Source organism: gamma proteobacterium symbiont of Axiagastus rosmarus (assembly GCF_059730925.1).
Genome location: NZ_AP035926.1, coordinates 106,577 through 124,500 on the forward strand (window position 1 = coordinate 106,577; position 17,924 = coordinate 124,500).

General features: G+C 57.3%; 16 protein-coding genes. 6 read left to right on the plus strand and 10 right to left on the minus strand.

The genetic code is table 11. The features are described from left to right. Position 1 precedes the first annotated feature (1 nt). The 3 genes from nirB to cobA are packed head-to-tail and all read left to right on the plus strand — an operon-like array spanning position 2 to position 7,520. Positions 2-4,075, plus strand: coding sequence for a nitrite reductase large subunit NirB (nirB, locus tag AC6I8F_RS19950; protein WP_498028948.1), 4,074 nt, complete (start codon positions 2-4; stop codon positions 4,073-4,075). Then, complete coding sequence (locus tag AC6I8F_RS19955) at positions 4,072-6,693, plus strand: nitrate reductase (protein ID WP_498028949.1); 2,622 nt, start codon at positions 4,072-4,074, stop codon at positions 6,691-6,693. The genes nirB and AC6I8F_RS19955 overlap by 4 nt, the downstream gene beginning before the upstream one ends. Beyond that, the gene (gene cobA, locus AC6I8F_RS19960) at positions 6,690-7,520 is read left to right on the plus strand and encodes a uroporphyrinogen-III C-methyltransferase (RefSeq protein ID WP_104093534.1); all 831 of its coding nucleotides are present in this window, start codon (positions 6,690-6,692) and stop codon (positions 7,518-7,520) included. The genes AC6I8F_RS19955 and cobA overlap by 4 nt, the downstream gene beginning before the upstream one ends. Before the next feature lie 580 nt (positions 7,521-8,100). Here cobA and AC6I8F_RS19965 read toward each other — a convergent pair. The 3 genes from AC6I8F_RS19965 to AC6I8F_RS19975 all read right to left on the minus strand — a co-directional run bounded on the left by AC6I8F_RS19965 (position 8,101) and on the right by AC6I8F_RS19975 (position 9,838). After that, complete coding sequence (locus AC6I8F_RS19965) at positions 8,101-8,319, minus strand: tyrosine-type recombinase/integrase (protein WP_082678709.1); 219 nt, start codon at positions 8,317-8,319, stop codon at positions 8,101-8,103. Between the two features lie 33 nt (positions 8,320-8,352). Beyond that, positions 8,353-8,610: an excisionase gene (locus AC6I8F_RS19970; protein ID WP_058785627.1), complete on the minus strand. Its 258-nt coding sequence runs from the start codon at positions 8,608-8,610 to the stop codon at positions 8,353-8,355. A 421-nt stretch (positions 8,611-9,031) separates the two neighbouring features. Beyond that, entirely contained in the window at positions 9,032-9,838 is an 807-nt protein-coding gene (locus tag AC6I8F_RS19975) for a helix-turn-helix transcriptional regulator (RefSeq protein ID WP_498028950.1), read from the minus strand. A 111-nt stretch (positions 9,839-9,949) separates the two neighbouring features. Here AC6I8F_RS19975 and AC6I8F_RS19980 point away from each other — a divergent pair, with 111 nt between their 5' ends. After that, the gene (locus AC6I8F_RS19980) at positions 9,950-11,029 is read left to right on the plus strand and encodes a zinc-binding dehydrogenase (RefSeq protein ID WP_211725359.1); all 1,080 of its coding nucleotides are present in this window, start codon (positions 9,950-9,952) and stop codon (positions 11,027-11,029) included. Positions 11,030-11,140: 111 nt separating this feature from the next. Here AC6I8F_RS19980 and AC6I8F_RS19985 read toward each other — a convergent pair whose 3' ends face one another. The 5 genes from AC6I8F_RS19985 to AC6I8F_RS20005 form a co-directional block, all read right to left on the minus strand. Continuing rightward, the gene (locus tag AC6I8F_RS19985) at positions 11,141-11,368 is read right to left on the minus strand and encodes a YgdI/YgdR family lipoprotein (protein WP_021508704.1); all 228 of its coding nucleotides are present in this window, start codon (positions 11,366-11,368) and stop codon (positions 11,141-11,143) included. 22 nt (positions 11,369-11,390) lie between these two features. After that, positions 11,391-11,618 carry a YgdI/YgdR family lipoprotein gene (locus AC6I8F_RS19990; RefSeq protein ID WP_021508703.1) on the minus strand — a complete coding sequence of 76 codons (228 nt, stop codon included), beginning with the start codon at positions 11,616-11,618 and terminating at the stop codon, positions 11,391-11,393. A gap of 187 nt (positions 11,619-11,805) precedes the next feature. Then, a complete protein-coding gene (locus tag AC6I8F_RS19995; RefSeq protein WP_498028951.1) occupies positions 11,806-12,060 on the minus strand; it encodes a biofilm development regulator YmgB/AriR family protein in 255 nt (84 codons plus the stop codon). Between the two features lie 18 nt (positions 12,061-12,078). Further along, on the minus strand, positions 12,079-12,282 hold the full coding sequence (locus AC6I8F_RS20000; RefSeq protein ID WP_498028952.1) for a hypothetical protein: 204 nt from the start codon (positions 12,280-12,282) through the stop codon (positions 12,079-12,081). A gap of 143 nt (positions 12,283-12,425) precedes the next feature. Then, entirely contained in the window at positions 12,426-13,043 is a 618-nt protein-coding gene (locus AC6I8F_RS20005) for a TetR/AcrR family transcriptional regulator (protein ID WP_166710702.1), read from the minus strand. 187 nt (positions 13,044-13,230) lie between these two features. Between AC6I8F_RS20005 and AC6I8F_RS20010 the strand changes: the two genes are divergently transcribed. After that, positions 13,231-13,959: a YoaK family protein gene (locus AC6I8F_RS20010; protein ID WP_010615793.1), complete on the plus strand. Its 729-nt coding sequence runs from the start codon at positions 13,231-13,233 to the stop codon at positions 13,957-13,959. Positions 13,960-13,970: 11 nt separating this feature from the next. Then, positions 13,971-14,543 carry a pyridoxamine 5'-phosphate oxidase family protein gene (locus tag AC6I8F_RS20015; RefSeq protein ID WP_166710704.1) on the plus strand — a complete coding sequence of 191 codons (573 nt, stop codon included), beginning with the start codon at positions 13,971-13,973 and terminating at the stop codon, positions 14,541-14,543. Between the two features lie 3 nt (positions 14,544-14,546). Here AC6I8F_RS20015 and AC6I8F_RS20020 read toward each other — a convergent pair whose 3' ends face one another. Both AC6I8F_RS20020 and AC6I8F_RS20025 read right to left on the minus strand, forming a co-directional pair. Continuing rightward, positions 14,547-15,743, minus strand: a complete 1,197-nt coding sequence (locus tag AC6I8F_RS20020) for an MFS transporter (RefSeq protein WP_498028953.1) — start codon at positions 15,741-15,743, stop codon at positions 14,547-14,549. A gap of 187 nt (positions 15,744-15,930) precedes the next feature. Further along, positions 15,931-17,574 carry a methyl-accepting chemotaxis protein gene (locus AC6I8F_RS20025; RefSeq protein WP_498028954.1) on the minus strand — a complete coding sequence of 548 codons (1,644 nt, stop codon included), beginning with the start codon at positions 17,572-17,574 and terminating at the stop codon, positions 15,931-15,933. Positions 17,575-17,924 lie beyond the last annotated feature (350 nt).

Here is a 17,924-nt window from a genome sequence, read left to right on the forward strand (position 1 = left end):
CATGAGACAACGGCTGCTGGTTGCGGGTAACGGGATGGCGGGCATGCACATGGTAGAAACTCTGTTGCAGCTGGCGCCGATGCGTTACGACATCACTGTGATTGGCCGTGAGCCGCACGGCAACTATAACCGTGTGCTGTTGTCGCCGCTGCTGGCCGGAGAAACCACCGTTGAGCAAACGCTGATCCACGACCCTGACTGGTATCACCGTCACGGCATAACATTGCGGGTGGGAGAGACGGTGGAACAGGTGAATATTGCTGAGCGGACCTTACGCACCGACCAGCGCCTGCTGCACTGGGACCGCCTGGTACTGGCGACCGGATCGCAGCCCTGCAGGCCGTCTGTTCCAGGCAGCGACCTGCCGCATGTCAGCACGTTTCGCACGCTGCAGGATGTGAACACTTTGCTGGCCGGGCACGGTCCGGTAGTGGTGGTCGGTGGGGGCTATCTGGGTATTGAAGCCGCCGCCGGACTTCAGGCGCAGGGACGTCAGGTCACGCTGATTCATCGTCAGTCACGTTTGCTGGACAGACAGCTGGATATCAGGGCAGGGGAATTACTGCTGGCTCAGCTCCGGGCGCGCGGCATTCGCTGTGAACTGAATGCCAGCCTTGCGGCGATCCGCACGGATAGCGTGATCCTCCACGATGGCCGTGTGCTGGCGGCGCAGCAGGTGGTGATGGCCATTGGTGTCCAGCCGGCGATCGCCCTGGCGCAGGCCGCCGGTATTCCCTGTCAGCGCGGCATTCTGGTGGATCGCCAGTTGCGCACTGCGCACGCCGGAATTTATGCCGTAGGCGAATGTTGTGAAATCAGCGGCGAGACCTTCGGTCTGGTCGCGCCCTGTCTGGCCCAGGCAAAGATTCTGGCGGCGCAACTGGCCGATCGGCCTCAGGGAGATTTCTACAGTGCGGCCACGGGCACCCGTCTCAAAGTCAGCGGCATTTCCCTGTTTAGCGCTGGTGACGTTCGCGAAGCCCCGTCTGTCACCAGTTTTGACCCGATCGCCGGGCACTATCGCCGCCTGTTCCTCAAAGACGGCCGACTGAACGGCGTGCTGCTGTATGGCGACTGCCAGCAAAGTGGCGCGCTGCTGAACCAACTCCATAATGCCGGACCGGTTTCTGTGAATACGCTGTTCGGCCTTGATGAACCTGAAACGCAGCCGCTGGCTGCAGGAAACCCTGTGATGAGCCAAACGAAACCTGTATTAGCCGTGGTGGGTCACGGCATGGTCAGCCACCATTTTCTGGAGCAGCTGGTCGCCCGTAACCTGCATCAGCATTATCACATTGTGGTCTACGGCGAAGAGCGCTATCAGGCTTACGATCGGGTTCACCTTTCTGAGTATTTCATCGGTAAAACGGCAACAGAGTTGTCGCTGGTGAGCGAGGATTTTTTTGCCCGGAACGCAATTGAACTGCGCAGCGGTTGCCGGGTAGAGGCGATCGATCGCCAGCAGCGCAGCCTGCGTGACAGCGCGGGACGTGAGCTGGCCTGGGATAAGCTGGTGTTGGCCACCGGCTCCCGCGCCTTTGTACCACCGGTACCCGGCCATGACGCCGGGCGCTGCTTTGTCTACCGCACGCTGGACGATCTGGATGCCATCGCAGCTTGTGCCCGCCAGAGTCAGCGCGGCGTGGTGATCGGCGGCGGGCTGCTGGGGCTGGAAGCCGCCAATGCGCTGAAGCAGCTGGGGCTGGAGACGCACGTGGTTGAGTTTGCGCCGCGCCTGATGGCCGTGCAACTGGATGACGGCGGGGCGCTGATGCTGCGGCAAAAGATCGACTCGCTGGGCGTGACGGTGCATACCTCGAAGCAGACCGAACAGATTGCCACCCAGCCTGACGGCAGTCTGGTGCTGCACTTTGCCGATGGCGGCGAGCTGACCACCGATCTGGTGCTGTTCTCTGCCGGTATCCGCCCGCGTGATGAGCTGGCCCGGAGCGCCGACATCAGCGTGGGGCCGCGCGGCGGCATTACCATCAATGATCAATGCCAGACGAGTGACAGCGACATTTATGCTATCGGCGAATGCGCGTTGTGGAACGGGCAGATTTTTGGCCTGGTAGCGCCTGGCTACCAGATGGCGCGTGTGCTGGCCGGGCATCTGGCGGCCGAACCGGCGCAGTTCACCGGTGCCGACATGAGCACTAAACTGAAGCTGCTGGGCGTAGAAGTCGCCTCCTTTGGCGATGCGCACGGCAAAACGCCGGGCAGCCTGAGCTACCACTGGGCCAACGGGCCAAAAGGCATTTACAAGAAGATCGTGGTTAGCGTCGACAATGCACGACTGCTGGGCGGCGTGCTGGTGGGAGACAGCAGCGACTATGCCACGCTCCTGCAAATGATGTTAAACGCCATGCCGCTGCCGACGGCAGCGGAAGCGCTGATTTTGCCTGCGTTGAATGGCGCGCCGGCCAAAGGGTTGGGCGTCGCTGCGCTGCCGGACAGTGCCCAGGTGTGTTCCTGCCATAACGTCAGTAAAGGCGATATCTGCCATGCGGTGCAGAGTGGCTGTGGCGATATGGCCAGTATAAAAAGCTGCACTAAAGCCGCAACAGGCTGTGGCGGCTGCGCCGCGCTGGTAAAACAGGTGATGGAGCTTCAGCTGGAAAACCTGGGCGTCGCTGTTAAAAAAGACATCTGTGAGCACTTCGCCTATTCCCGTCAGGAGCTGTATCACCTGATCCGTATTAATGGCATCAAAACCTTTGACGATCTGCTGGCCAGCCACGGACGGGGTTGTGGTTGCGAGGTATGCAAACCGCTGGTGGGGTCGCTACTGGCCTCGTGCTGGAACGATTACCTGCTGAAACCGGCACATTTACCGTTACAGGACACGAATGACCGTTACTTTGCCAATATCCAGAAAGATGGCACCTATTCGGTCGTACCGCGCGTGCCGGGGGGCGAGATCACGCCACAGGGCCTGATTGCCATCGGCGAAGTGGCCGTGCGTTACGATCTCTATACCAAAATTACCGGCGGCCAGCGTATCGATCTGTTTGGTGCGCGGCTGGACCAGCTGCCTGCTATCTGGGAAACCCTGCTGGAAGCCGGTTTTGAAACCGGTCATGCCTACGGAAAATCCCTGCGTACGGTGAAATCCTGCGTCGGCTCGACCTGGTGCCGTTATGGCGTGCAGGATTCTACCGCCTTCGCCATCGCGCTGGAGAACCGGTATAAGGGCCTGCGCGCACCGCATAAGATCAAGATGGCGGTGTCCGGCTGCACCCGCGAATGTGCGGAAGCACAAAGTAAAGATATCGGGGTCATCGCCACGGAAAACGGCTGGAACCTGTACGTCTGCGGCAATGGCGGCATGAAGCCGCGCCATGCGGAACTGTTTGCCAGCGATCTGGACGATGACACGCTAATCCAGTACGTCGACCGGATTCTGATGTTCTACGTGCGCACGGCGGATCGCCTGCAGCGTACCAGCGTCTGGATGGATAACATGGAGGGCGGGCTGGACTACCTGCGTGAGGTGGTGATTCATGACAGCCTGGGGATCGCCGCCACGCTGGAACAGGAAATGCAACAGGTGGTGGACACCTGGCAATGCGAATGGCAGACCACGCTGGCCGATCCCTCGCGACGTGCGCTGTTTACCGCCACAGTGAACAGCGATCAGCCGGATGAAACGCTGCACTATGCACGCGTGCGCGGACAGCGCCAGCCACACAAGGCCAGTGGTATTCCCCTGATGCATCTGCCCGCCGAACCCTGGAGCGAAATCTGCCCACTGGAGGCCATTCCGCCAGAGGCCGGCATCGGAGCCCGTCTTGGCAGCGTCCGTATTGCCTTATTCCGCATGGGTGATGACTGTTATGCGCTGGAGGATCGTGAGCCGGGCAGCGAAGCCAGCGTACTGTCACGCGGTATCCTTGGTGATGTTGCGGGGGAGCCGGTGGTGATCTCGCCGCTTTACAAACAGCGTGTACGCCTGCGTGACGGACAGAGCCTTGATAATCCCCAGCATCAGCTGCGTTGCTGGCCGGTTAAACTGGAGGACGGCCAGGTCTGGGTCGCAAACCGTCCGCTTAACCTGATGGCGCAGGCATCATGAAAACTACCTGCGCTTATTGCGGGGTGGGCTGCGGCGTCGAGGTCACGCAGCCGCAGAGCGCGTCGCCTCAGGTCAGTGGCGATACCCGTCATCCGGCGAATGCCGGGCGGCTATGCGTAAAGGGCGCGGCACTGGGCGAAACCCTGACACAGGCCGGACGGTTGCTGCATCCTCAGCTTCATCACCAGCGGGTCAGCATGGAGACGGCACTGGATGCCGCGGCTGATGGTTTGCGCAGGATTATCGATGCGCATGGCCCGGAGGCAGTGGCTTTCTACGGTTCCGGCCAGTTGCTCACGGAAGATTACTATGTGGCTAACAAGCTGATGAAAGGCTTTCTCGGCGTCGCCAACATCGATACCAATTCACGCCTGTGTATGGCCTCCGCGGTGACAGGCTATAAGCGGGCATTTGGGGCGGATGCCGTACCGTGCTGTTACGAGGATCTGGATGAGGCCGAGGTAGTCATTCTTGTCGGCTCGAACGCCGCCTGGGCCCATCCGGTGCTGTTTCAGCGCCTGAAACAGGCAAAAGCGCAGCGCCCTGAGATGCAGGTTGTGGTTATCGATCCGCGCCGCACGGCCAGTTGTGAATTCGCCGATCTGCATTTACCGCTCCGGCCGGGCAGCGATCCGGCCCTGTTCTCGGGCCTGCTGCACTGGCTGGAACAGCATGACGGCATTGACGTCACGATGCTGCCGCATCTGGACGGTATAGACACAACCTTACGGGCCGCGTGGCAGTGGGATGGTGCGGCGGTGGCAGCCCATTGTGATATCAGCCAGGAAGTGATCGCTGCGTTCTACCAGTTGTTCGCCCGGCATGAGCGCGTACTGACCTTATGGTGCATGGGCATTAATCAGTCACAAAGCGGCAGTGACAACAACAATGCTATTCTCAATGCGCACCTGCTGAGCGGCAAGATTGGCCGACCCGGCTGCGGCCCGTTTTCGCTGACCGGACAGCCGAATGCGATGGGCGGGCGGGAAGTAGGGGGGCTGGCCAACCAACTGGCGGCGCATATGAGTTTCACCGCAGAAGATTGCGACCGTTTACAGCGTTTCTGGCGCAGTCCGCGTATGGCGCGTGAGCCCGGCCTGACGGCGGTTGATCTGTTTGACGCCATTGACCGTGGAGCAATCAAAGCTGTGTGGATTATGGGCACCAATCCGGCGGTTTCGATGCCAGAAGGCAATCGCATTGCCCGGGCGCTGGCTGCCTGTCCGCTGGTAATTGTGTCAGACGTGCTGGCGCAAACGGATACCACCGCCTTTGCGCATATTTTGCTACCCGCGCAGGGCTGGGGGGAAAAGAACGGCACCGTGACCAATTCTGAACGCCGGATTTCCCGTCAGCGCGCGTTTATGCCTCCGGCCGGAGAAGCTAAACCGGACTGGTGGTTACTCGCGCAGGTCGCCCAGCGTCTGGGCTTTCATGAAGGCTTTACCTGGACGCATCCGGCAGCCATCTTCCGCGAACATGCGGCGTTGTCGGGGTTTGAGAACAACGGCCAGCGCGCCTTTGATATCAGCGGTCTGGCCGGTATGAGCGACGCACAGTGGGATGCGATGAAGCCGGTACAGTGGCCAATCAACGCTCGTTATCCCGAGGGCTGCGCCCGGCTGTTTAGCGACCGGCACTTTTACCATCCTGATGGTAAAGCCCGCCTGTTGCCACCGGCCACGCCGCAGTCAGTGGTGTGCGAAACGGCTTACCCGTTATTAATGAACAGCGGACGGATCCGCGATCAGTGGCACACCATGACGCGTACCGGCCTGGTTCCCCGGCTCATGCAGCATTGTGATGAGCCATTTGCAGCCCTGCATCCGCAGGACGCACAACGCTATGGCCTGTGCGCGGGCGCACTGGCACGGGTGCAGTCCGACGCGGGCTGGGTGACGGTGCGTGTGACGCTGGACAGAGGTCTGCGGCGCGGTGAGATCTTTGTCCCTATGCACTGGAACCGACAGTTCAGCCTGCAGGGCACGGTTGGCGGACTGGTGGCTTCAACCCGCTGTCCAGTCTCGGCACAGCCTGCATTTAAACAAACCGCTGTGCGTATCCACCCGCTCAACGTCAGCTGGCAGGGCTGGCTCTGGCAGCGCGACGCAAGCCCGCCTGATGCGCTGCGCTACTGGGCGCGAACACCCTATGAGGGCGTGCAACGCTTTAGCGTGGCTGGAGACGGTTCGCCAGAACAGTGGCTCATGGCAACGATCCCGCTGGCCGGGCTGCAACTGCAAACCGCTCATGCGGCGGAACCGCATTACCGCCTGCTGGCCTGGCGTAACGGTGAGCTGCACCTGGTCTTTTATGCAGGCGCGTCTTTACCCGAGATCAACCATGACTGGGTTGCTCAGGCTTTTCGCCAGGCACCTGTGAATGCGGCGGACCGGCATGCTCTGCTGGCGGGACAATCGGCACAACGTGCCGTGGCTGGCCGGACGATCTGTAGCTGCTTTGGCGTTGGGGAAAACACCATCTTACAGGCGATTAAACAGGGCTGTCACAGCACTCAGGCACTGGGTAACGCACTCAACTGTGGTACCAACTGCGGCTCCTGCCTGCCGGAGCTAAAACACCTTTTGCTTTCCGTTGCTGTACCGGAGGAAGAATGATGATTGCGATCAACCCTTTAGATAAACTGCTGGCGCCGGACAACGCGTCCAGCCCTGGCAAAGTCTGGCTGGTAGGGGCCGGACCGGGGGATGTGGATCTACTGACAGTCAAGGCGCTGCGCCTGCTGCAACGTGCGGATGTCGTGGTCTATGATCGCCTGGTCAGCGAAGCGGTGATGGCGGAAGTCGCCAGCAGCGCACTCTGTATCGACGTAGGTAAACAGCCGGGTCATCACGGCCTGAAGCAGGCACAAATTAATCAACTGCTGGTGGACCTGGCTGCCAGCGGGCGCAATGTCGTACGTTTAAAAGGCGGCGATCCCTTTATCTTTGGCCGTGGCGGTGAAGAGATGGTCAGCCTGCAACAGGCGAATATTGTCTGCGAAGTGGTGCCCGGCATTACCGCCGCCGTGGGCTGTGCGGCTGCCAGCGGCATTCCACTGACGCACCGTGACTGTGCCCAGTCATTGCGCTTTATCACCGGACACGGGCGCAGCGGCGAGCCGCAGCTGGATGCGGCGGCGCTGACCGCGACCAATCAGACGCTGGTGTTTTACATGGGGTTAAGCTGGAGCAGCGTGATTAGCGCCCGGTTACGGGAATATGGCCGCAGTGAGGCAACGCCGGTGGCGATCATTGAAAACGGTACGCGTCAGAACCAGCGGGTGCTGATCACCACGCTGGCCGGGTTGCCTGAAACTGTTGAACAGCAAAAACCGGTGTCGCCGTCGTTACTGATTGTGGGCGATGTGGTGCGCTATTACCGTGCCGATCGAGTTGCAACGCATGGGTGTGAATTGGAGTTAAGTGATATTGCAGCGCACTGATGCTCACCGTGCCGAAGGAAGGGACACGGTTTCTACGGCTGGGGGTGAGACGGTCGTAAAAAGCATTATCTGCGAATCTGTAGTGACAGCCCCTATCATAAGTGCCTTTCGCATAAAACTTATTCCTGTCAGTTACCTCACTCAGACATTTTTCTTAAGATTTTACCCTAAATAAACGCTATCGCTGCATTACAAAACCGGCAATTTGTCGGACACTGAGGCCCGCTTGCATGGTATCCAGAACGCTTCACCATAACCTGATGTTTACCACTGCCAGTCGCGCCATGCTTTTTCTTCTCAGTCCAGGTAAACTTTATTCTGGCTGGTAAGGGCGGGCCGAAATCCGTCCGAAAAAGGCCAAAGAAAAATCTAACTGTCTGATTATAAAGTTATGAATTAGTAAGTATTACTACCATTTATATGCAGGCATCGTGCCCATATATCGTTGAATTTTCTGGATTAAGCGGGCGGTTTTTAACAAATATGATACATATACCGCATATTCAGAAATGCATGATTTGCAAGTTCAGATTTTCGCCTGTACGAAAATGTCCGAAATTTGTCCGTAATTACATATGCCTCATACCAGTACGTACTCATCGCCACGGAAGTCGGGATACTTCTGCGTCATCGAGAGATTCTTATGACCCAGCAACCGCTGTGTAAACACCTCACCATAATGCGCTTCAAATAACCTTCCCGATAAACTGCGGATCTCATGGAAAGCTGGCGGGTTGTCCGCCTCATCCAGACCGCAGCGGGTTCGCGCCTGCGTCAGATTTTCCGGGCGCGGCGGCAGGTCTGGTTACGGTGGAGGTTAGCATCATAAGTTTCAGGCCTTTTGATCATATTTTACTTTTTCCATCAGCAAATTACCCCCGACAACACTATGCGAATGAACGTTTGGATTCCTGGCGTGTTTATGGGAATTGAGATAAATCGCTTCCGGATGAAGCCGGCACTCTTTGCCGTGTAGCTCCGGGCATGGGTAGATTCGCCCTTCGCGTGCCCAGCGGCGCATAGCGGACAGGGAAGGCGGCTGAGAATAGGTTTCGCTCGCCCACTCGGTCAGGGTGAGCAGCTTAGCCATGATTAACTTCCAGATTTCGGTCCATTAAAAAACCCCGCAAAAACGGGGTTTCATTGTTTATCTCTGTCACGTTTATCCTGCTCAGGCTTCCATTCAAGCCCGCACATATCGCAGGAAAACTTCCCGTCAGGGCGCTTTCGTGGTCCCACAGCGGCTTAAAATGCGCCCTGACGCAGCGGTTTCACCGCGGGCGTTAATGAATGGCGCCTTATCTCATCACTCCGGACCTTAGCCCCCAATAGACCGGGTCTAACACCAGATTCCAGGTGAAATGGAGCGGCAGCAGCCTGAAGAAATGTGTAATTACATCCGTGAACGCCTGGCGTGAAGTTAATGCGTATTTTTCGTTTCATGGCAACGCCCCCTGATTAAGATAGCGTTGCATCGAACCGTTGAACTCACAGCGCAGAGCGGCCTGAGATTATATCGATTGCTCTGCTGACATGCGGACGTCAGCAGATACCAGCGGGACATAAATTGCCAGTTTGAGTGCAGGGGAGTCATTTGACGTAAACGTTGAATAGCAGTATGTCCGCGTTATCCCGTCCTTCCCTGTGAGTTTTTTCTCTCCGGAAACCGGCGCCGTTATCACATGCTCGCTCCACCATGTATCAAACTCCGGGCATTCACGGCTTAAGCGTTCTACCAGCGCAGTGAAGGTCTCATCGTCTGCATTTCGTGAATAACTGGAATGAAACAGGCCAAGCATTCTCTGTGCCTCTGCAGGCCAGGTGTCGCCAAAAAGGTATCTGGCCTGCTCTGTAGTGAACATGAAAACCATGATATTTCGCTCATCTGCAGCCAACAGGCTGAAATCCGTGATGAACTGTTCTGCTGCAGAATTCCACACCAATACATCCCATCTGTCATTGGTGACGTAGGCAGGCTCACTCAGCGCCCTGACCAGATGCGATAAGCTAGCCGGGACTTCATGTTCGATATCTGCACTTTTTTTCCGGCCTGTCAGTGTTTTCAGGTGCAGAAATTCTGCCTTGCTCAGCTGCAGAGCTTTAGCCAGGGCGTTAACTATCCGTGCGGAAAGCGTGCTGACCCGTCCCTGTTCGATTTTGGTATACCATTCCGTACTTATTCCCAGCATCGCCGCAACTTCCTCACGCCTTAGCCCGGGCGTTCGCCGTCTTTCTGGCCCGGCAGAGGGGGGACGCTCAGGCTTAACCCTTGCACGTCGTGAACGTAAAAACTGACTGAGCTCAGTATTCTTAACCATTTTTTTAACCTGGTAGTAAATTATACCTGTATAAAAATAGTGTATTTTACGCCGTTTTTGGTCGCCCTATGATGGTTTCATATTGTTCTATGCCCTCAGGAGAATATGACCATGAAAGCTGCTGTGCTTACTGCCTTTGGCCGTCCGCTAGACGTTAAGAATGTGCCTGCACCGGTGATGGGAACCGGGGAAGTCATTGTCGATGTGGTTGCGGCGCCCGTTCTTTCCTACACGAATGAAGTACTGAGTGGGGAAAGAAAATATCTTTTACCTGTGCCGGTCATCCCGGGCTGTGGTGCCATCGGAAAGGTTCGCCAGACCGGCCCTGACTCAGCCTGGCTGAAACCAGGAGACTGGGTATTTTGCGATCCGACGGTGCGTTCCCGTGACAACGCGCTGTCGCCAGAAATTGTCCTTCAGGGCTGGAGTGCCCGTGGTGAAGGAGGACAAAAAATCCAGCAATATCACCTGAATGGCAGTCTTGCTGAACAAATACGCATTCCGACTGAAAACGCAGTGCCGATTGGCGACATATCGCCTGCAGAAGCGGGGCGGTGGTGTGCCATCAATACGCTGCTTATAGCCTATGGCGGATTGTTATCTATGGATTTGAAAGCGGGAGAGCGCCTGCTGGTCAGTGGTGCAACCGGTAATTTCGGCAGCTCCGCTGTGCTTGCTGCCCTGGCCATGGGAGCCCATAAAGTCATCGCACCGGGCCGTAGTGAACGGGTACTGAACGATTTGAAAAAACGTTTTGGATCGCGTGTGGAAACAGTAAAGCTCACAGGTACAGCAGAGATCGATATTTCTGCCATGAAACACATGGCCGGGGGACCTATTGATGCGGTCCTTGATTTCCTTCCGCCGTCTGCGCAGGCCTCTGTCGCCCGGAATGCGATTATGTCAGTCAGACCTTATGGTCGTGCAGTCCTTATGGGCGGTGTTGGCATGCTGGGAGGGGACGATCTTTCGCTACCTTATCCCTGGATAATGCGCAACCTCATTACCGTAAAAGGGCAGTGGATGTATGACCCTTCGGCAGTCCCTACGCTCTGCGGCCTTATACGCGCGGGACTGCTTGATCTGAGCCACTATGACGTAACCGAGTTTCCGCTTGAGAGAGTGAATGATTCAATCGCGCATGCTGCGAAAAACAGCGGGCCGTTTAAACTCACCGTCGTGCGTCCCTGACCAAAGGCGCCGCGATGGACCGGATGGCTCTCTTGCGACGGCCCTGCGTATGGGTTCAATCACAAAGTTCTGGCACAAAAAAGCCCGCTGCGCGGGCTTGATAAGAACCGATTAATGCGGAATCTCAGAGACCTCTTTGACATCCGCTTTGTTGATCTGCTGTTTGACACCATTGGCATCAACGTAGCCCAGCAGTCCGCTTTCCGCTTCCTGCGGTTTACCATCGCTGACAATGGTACGGCCATCATTGGTATGAATGGCGTAGCTGGTACGGGTACAGCCGGTCAGGGCGCTCAGTGCCACAATGGCTGCCAGTGGTAACAAAATCACTTTTTTCATGTCGCTCTCCCTATCGAGTAGATCAGTTGTTCAGTTCACTCATATTGGTGATCTGATCACGGTTAATCTGTTCTGTTTTACCGGTTTGCGCATCTTTATAAGAGACCAGGCCAGTATCACTATCCACCTGTGGCTTACCATCGGTGACGATAGTGCGTCCGTCGGTGGTTTTAATCGCCTGATTCGATGAACAGCCGGCGATGGCAAAAATCGATGTCAATAACACAGCCGCTACAGTCAGTTTCTTCATAGTAATTTCCCTGATTGGTCTGAAGTCCAGCTATAAGCGTAGAACAAAATCCGGATTCTGGTCTGACCTGACTCGCTTTCTTTGCACAATTAATGCGGTTTAGCGTGCAATTGATGAGGAGGAAATTACCAGGCGCGGCTAATGTGTTTCGCCGCGTATATTGGGAAGGCAGGATAGCGTTGCGATATTACTCAGCGGCCAGGCGACCAAGCAGCAGAGAAAAAATAGCCTCGTAATGCGTTTTCAATATTACATCGTCGCACTGGTCGAGACGTGCTATTAGCGCGACAAACAGGGTTTTTCGGTTCAGCAACTTGCCGCTACACACAATTTCCTGCACCAGCGTGCCAAGTAACTCATGCTGCTTTGCCTGCAGCGATCCACCAGTCCATGGTAATGCATCTTCAGAATTATTATGAAAAGGATCGTATCGCATCATCATTACCCTGATAGCAGTGCGTTAATTCAGCTTTTTGGCCAGCAGCATGATCGCATTATCGCAGGCCTGCTGGATGGCCGGATTCTCCGAGCGCAAGCCCGTGCGATACAGCGCGCCAATTATTTGCTGAACAGATAAGGTTTCACCCGGTTGTACAATCTGTGTGACGACTTTGCCCAATAAAAGATAGATCTCATCGGCATCTTCTAATTCATCGTGCTTCACTCAACCCCCGGAACAAATAAACATAAATCTAAGTAATATGTTACTGACTGATAAATATTATTAAGCGCGCGATTCCAGGGTTTAAAAAATTATCGCGGCGAATATTAATTAGGAAACGCCTATTTCCTAATAGGCCAGACGAATCAGTCCAGAATGCCGAGCACCATATTAATGGTTTCTTTGCCATTAGTCACATCCTGAATTTTGCCTACCACGCGCATACCAAATGCCACGCAAAGCAGCAGTCCGGCGGCGGTGTCGGCATCCAGTCGTGGCGAAATCGATCCGTCCTCTTGTCCCTGTTCAACCAGCGAAGTCAGGAAGTTGCGGTTGCGTAATACCGCTTCACGCACCAGCTGGGATAACTCTTCGTCCAGCGTTTGCAGTTCCACGGTACTGCCAACCACCAGGCAGCCGCGTCTGCCCTCGATCTCGCTGGCTGAGTCGAGATAAAACTGCAACAGCTCAGCAATGCGCGCCCGGCCGGTCGGGTACTGTTGCAAACGGGCGCGCAGGTCCACGTTGCGCAGCAGGATGTAGCGCTCAAACACCCGCAGAAACAGGGAACGTTTATCCTGAAACGCTTTATAGATACTGCCCGCCGTCAGGTTCATCGCTTCACCTAAATCGGCAATCGAGGCCGCATGAAAACCCTTCTGGCGGAACACGATCATGGCGCTGTCGAGCGCTTCGTCGATATCAAAATTGCGCGGTCTGCCGCGCTCTCTGGCAGCCGGCGCCGGATTGGGTTTACTGGTCATAATGCGGGCTATTTAGAATGAATCGTTTCCAAATTATCCGGCTTATCGGTGACAGGGTCAAATCCTGCCCAAACGCCTGGCCCGGCGTACGCTGATCGACAGCGAGCCGCGTTAATGTCAGCCCTGCTAGTTGAGAATTTTTGACCGCCGGAGGATGATAAACCTTTTGCCGGGCCGGGACCTTTTCATGCTGATCTCCACTGAGGATACGCGCACTTTCAACACCGACATCCGCCTGGCGGCGACGCTGGCCGCCGTGGCGGGCGCACTGAACACTGCAGCGTTCGAAACGGTTGGTTTCTTCTCCGCCAACATGACCGGTAACGTCTCATCCCTGTCCGATCATCTGGCGAAAGCCAATCTGCATATCGGGCTGTTCTTCCTGCTGATTGTGCTGTTATTCATCGCCGGTTCGTCTGTCTCGACGCTGATCATCAATTCCGGCCGCAGGCGGCAGATACGCGGCATCTACGCCATCAATATTCTGCTGGAGGGCATCGCGTTGCTGGTGCTGGGGATTGTCGAAAGCGGCTTTCATTTCAGCGAGGGCGGTGTGTTACTGATTCTCAGCCTGAGCTTTCTGATGGGGCTGCAAAATGCGGTAGTAACGCGCATCTCCAATGCCCGGGTGCGCACGACGCATGTCTCTGGCACGTCAACCGATATCGGCATTGAGCTGGCGATGCTGTTCGACGTGCTGCGTCGCAAAGAGTCACCGAAAGACGCGCCGCTGTACATTGAGCGGCTAAAACTGCATTGCTACACCGTGCTGGCATTTCTCGCTGGCGGGGTGCTGGGCATTCTGCTGCTGCAGTGGCTAAGCTACGCGCTGCTGATCGTCATTGGGTTACTGCTCAGCGCGCTGGCGCTGTCGGCGCTGAAACGTGCTGGCAGCAACCCGCTTCACGCCCGCTAAGGAAGGGAATCATGATCTCGCTCGACGACCGCCTGCAAGTTATCTGGCAGTTGCTTAGCACTGCCACCACATCGCGTTCAGCTTTCACCCTGATGCAGCTGGCAACGGTGAGTGCCGACGGTCAGCCCAGCCTGCGCACCGTGGTGATACGGCAGTTTTTGCCCACGCTGCCGGCCCTGCGTTTTACCGCCGATCGGCGCAGCGCCAAAATGCAGGATATTGCAGCCCAGCCGCAGGTGGCGTTACTGGCTTATGATGCCGCCAGGCGCGTTCAGCTCAGGCTGGCAGGCACGGCTCAGCGCGTTGACGATGCACAACAGCGTGCCGCAGCCTGGCATGCATTGCGCCCGCATTCGCACGCGTTGTTTCAGTCACCGGTCAGGCCGGGCAGCGTGATTGCTCATCCTGATGACGCACTGCCTGCCAGCGCGCAAAAGGCGGGCACCGGGCCCGACGAGCACTTCGCGCTGGTGCAGATCACCTTGCATAGCGTGGAGTGGCTGGATGTCAGCCGCGAGCCCCATCAGCGCGCGCGATTCGAGGCCACTGCGGCTGGCTGGCAGGGCAGCTGGCGCGTGCCCTGAGATTTATTGTTCCGCCGGTGTTTTTGCCTGACGCGGGCGGCCAGCCGCACCGGCGCACACCAGCGCAAGTAGCACCATGATCAGTACCGGCAGCATCGCCATGCGCAATCCGGCATGTTCACCGATAAAGCCCAGTCCGGGCGGGCCGACCAGAAATGCCAGATAACCCAGCGTGGCGGCAATCGTGACGCGCACCGCGCTGTTATGGTCATCGCCCGCCGCCGAGACCGTTAGTGGGAAGCCGAGCGACGCGCCGACGCCCCAGAACAGCACGGCCGCCGCCGCCAGCCATGGGTTATCGGAGAAAATCACCAGCGTCAGCCCCAGCGCGGCGGAGAAAGCGCTGGCGCGCAGTACCCAGACGCGGCCCAGACGATCAACCACCAGCCCACCGAGAAAGCGCCCCAGCGTCATGCCAGCGGTGAAGCCCGCGTAGACCAGCGTGCTTAGGGTATGATTGAGGTTATGGCCGTCGATCATCAGTAACGGCAGCCAGTCGTTAGCCGAGCCTTCCGCCAGCGCCATCGCCAGAATCACCACGCCGAGCACCAGCAGCTGGCGGTCACGCAGTTCACGTCCTACCTGGGCCAGAAAGCCGCCGTGATGCGGCTGTTCACTGCGTTCGCTGTCGCTGGTGGCGGGCAGATGGCGCAGCGCCAGGGCGGCAATCAGCAGGTTTACCAGCAGCACCACGCTAAAGTGCCAGTGGGTGCTGATATCGGCTGCGGTCATGGCCAGCCCCGCCAGTGCGCCGATCAGCGTGCCGAAACTGAAGAAGCCGTGAATGATCGTCATGATTGACTTGCCGATGCGCCGCTCAAACGCTGCCCCTTCGACATTAACCACCACATCCATCAGCGCGGTTCCGCCGCCCAGCAACACCAGACTGGTAAACACCAGCCCGCTACTGGCGAGCGTTAACGCAACGGTCATCAGCACCAGGCCACCGAGCAGGATCAGGTAACCCGTGCGCATCACCCGGCTGGTGCCAAAGTGCGCGACCAGCTTACCGGCAAGCAGCACGCCCAGCATGGAGCCACAGGAGAAGCTAAACAGAATCAGGCCCATCATTTCCGTCGAGGCGTGCAGCACATCGCGCATAAAGGGGGTGCGGCTAACCCAGGAAGCCCAGGTAAAGCCAGGAATAAACATCAGGCCAAAGATGGCCCATTTACCGCGTGTCTGTTGCTGAGGGTGCATAAGATTCCTTTAGGGAGCGGCGGGCATGCGGAGGTGAAACGCTTTCGTTGCTGATTACCATTAGTATGGTTCACAGAATAGCAGTTTTGCTGACGCTCGTTGAGGCAATGTCGCTCGCGCCAGCGCGCCGGGGGAGTTTGTCAGTGGGAGAAAGCCCCTCCGCGCGACGACGCGGAGGGCAAAGGGATTAGAAACTCTGCCAGTCGGCATCGCTGGCCACTGCCAGGCGCGCAGGCTGTGGCGCTTTGTGGCTGACTGCCGCAGGCCTGATCGCCGGCGTTGCGCCGGATTCCGCCAGCACGAATCTGGCGACCAGCTGGTTGAGGGTTTCGGCCTGCTCCTGCAGCGATTGCGACGCGGCTGAGGCCTGTTCCACCAGCGCGGCGTTCTGCTGCGTCACATCATCCATCTGATTCACCGCCTGCTGCACCTGGCTGATGCCCTGACTCTGCTCAACCGCGGCCGCGGCGATTTCGCTCATCAGTTCGCTGACCTGATGGATAGCGTCATTCATCACCTGCATATTGCTGCTGACGTCGCTGGCCTGGGCGGCCCCGGCTTCAGTCAGGCGGTGTGACTCTTCGATCAGTCCCTTAATTTCGCGTGCGGCCGAGGTTGAGCGCTGCGACAGGCTGCGTACTTCACCCGCCACCACCGCAAAGCCCTTGCCGTGCTCACCGGCGCGTGCCGCTTCGACTGCCGCGTTGAGCGCCAGAATATTGGTCTGGAAAGCGATACCTTCGATCATCGAAACAATGTCCGTGACCTTACGCGAGCTGCCACGAATGTCATCCATGGTCGAGAGCATGGTGCTGAGCGAGATACCACTTTTTTCCGACAGCGAACTGGCGTTAGCCGCCAGCTGGCTGGCCTGACGCGTGTTATCGGCGGTCTGACGTACGGTTTCACTCAGTTCAGTCATGCTGGCCGCGGTCTGCTCCAGCGAGGCGGCTTGCTGTTCGGTACGCGCAGAGAGATCTTCATTGCCGGCGGCGATTTGCACCGATGCGCTGCTTACCGAATGCGACGCGCTGCGCACGGCACTCAGCGAACCGGCCACGCTGCGCATCAACTGATTAAAGGAGCGCGCCATATTGCCCACCTCATCGCGACGGCTTTCGTCTGCGCTGAGCGTCAGGTCAAGATTTTCACTGGCGCGCATCATCACTTTGCCGACATCGGACAGACTGCGACGAATGCGCAGCACGGTGAACAGGGCGAACAGGCCAAAAATAATCACTGTGGCTATCACGCCGGTAATGGTGGTCCACAGCACTTCATGGAAGGTGCTGAGGTTGGTGGCGCGTAACTCATCGCCGATAGAAATATTTAGCATCAGCTGCTGCTGGTAATTGGTGACCAGCTGGCGAATGGCGGCACCAATGCCGTTCTGCCCCTCGATCAGATCAAGGCTGATGGCGTTCTGATGCGCGCGCGAGGCAGTGAGAAACGCCGGCAGCCGCTCGCTCACGCGCCGAATATTGGCAAAAGCCAGCTCGGTCAGGCGTTTATCTTCCTCGCTGGAAATGTTGTGAGTCAGGTAGTAATCGGTGAGCGATTTCAGGCCGCCGATCTGTTTATCAATGTCCGCTTCAACCGCAGGCATATTGCTGTCCTGCAGCTGAGTCTGGTGTTTGTAGAGCGTCAACGCCAGCTGATTGCTGCGATCAATTAACGTGTTGAGGTCTTTGATCGAAGGGATGGCGTTGGTTTGCACATATTCAAAGCGCTCCTGGAAGCCGGAAAGCAGTGAGATGGCGAGCACGGCTTGCAGAATGATGGCGCCAAACAGCATGGTAAAGGTCAGTAACAATCGTTGGGAGATGTTCATCTTATTATCCTTAATCTAAACGCACCCCGACGCCTGACGCGGCGGGTACAAGGGCAGATTAAAGAACATCGGCAGATTGTGGTTTTTAGTTAATGAAATTTTAGTGCCGGGTAGCAGACGAGTCTGGCGGGTTAACAGTGGAGCCGGTCGCCGTGAACGGCGACCCTACGGTGCATGTCCCGTTATTTCCGTAGGGTGCGCATTCATGCGCACCTGGATACCGGGAGTGCATGTCCCGTTATTTCCGCAGGGTGCGCATTCATGCGCACCTGGAAACAGGGAGTGCATGTCCCGTTGTTTCCGCAGGGTGCGCATTCATGCGCACCTGGAAAGCGGGGTGCATGTCCCGT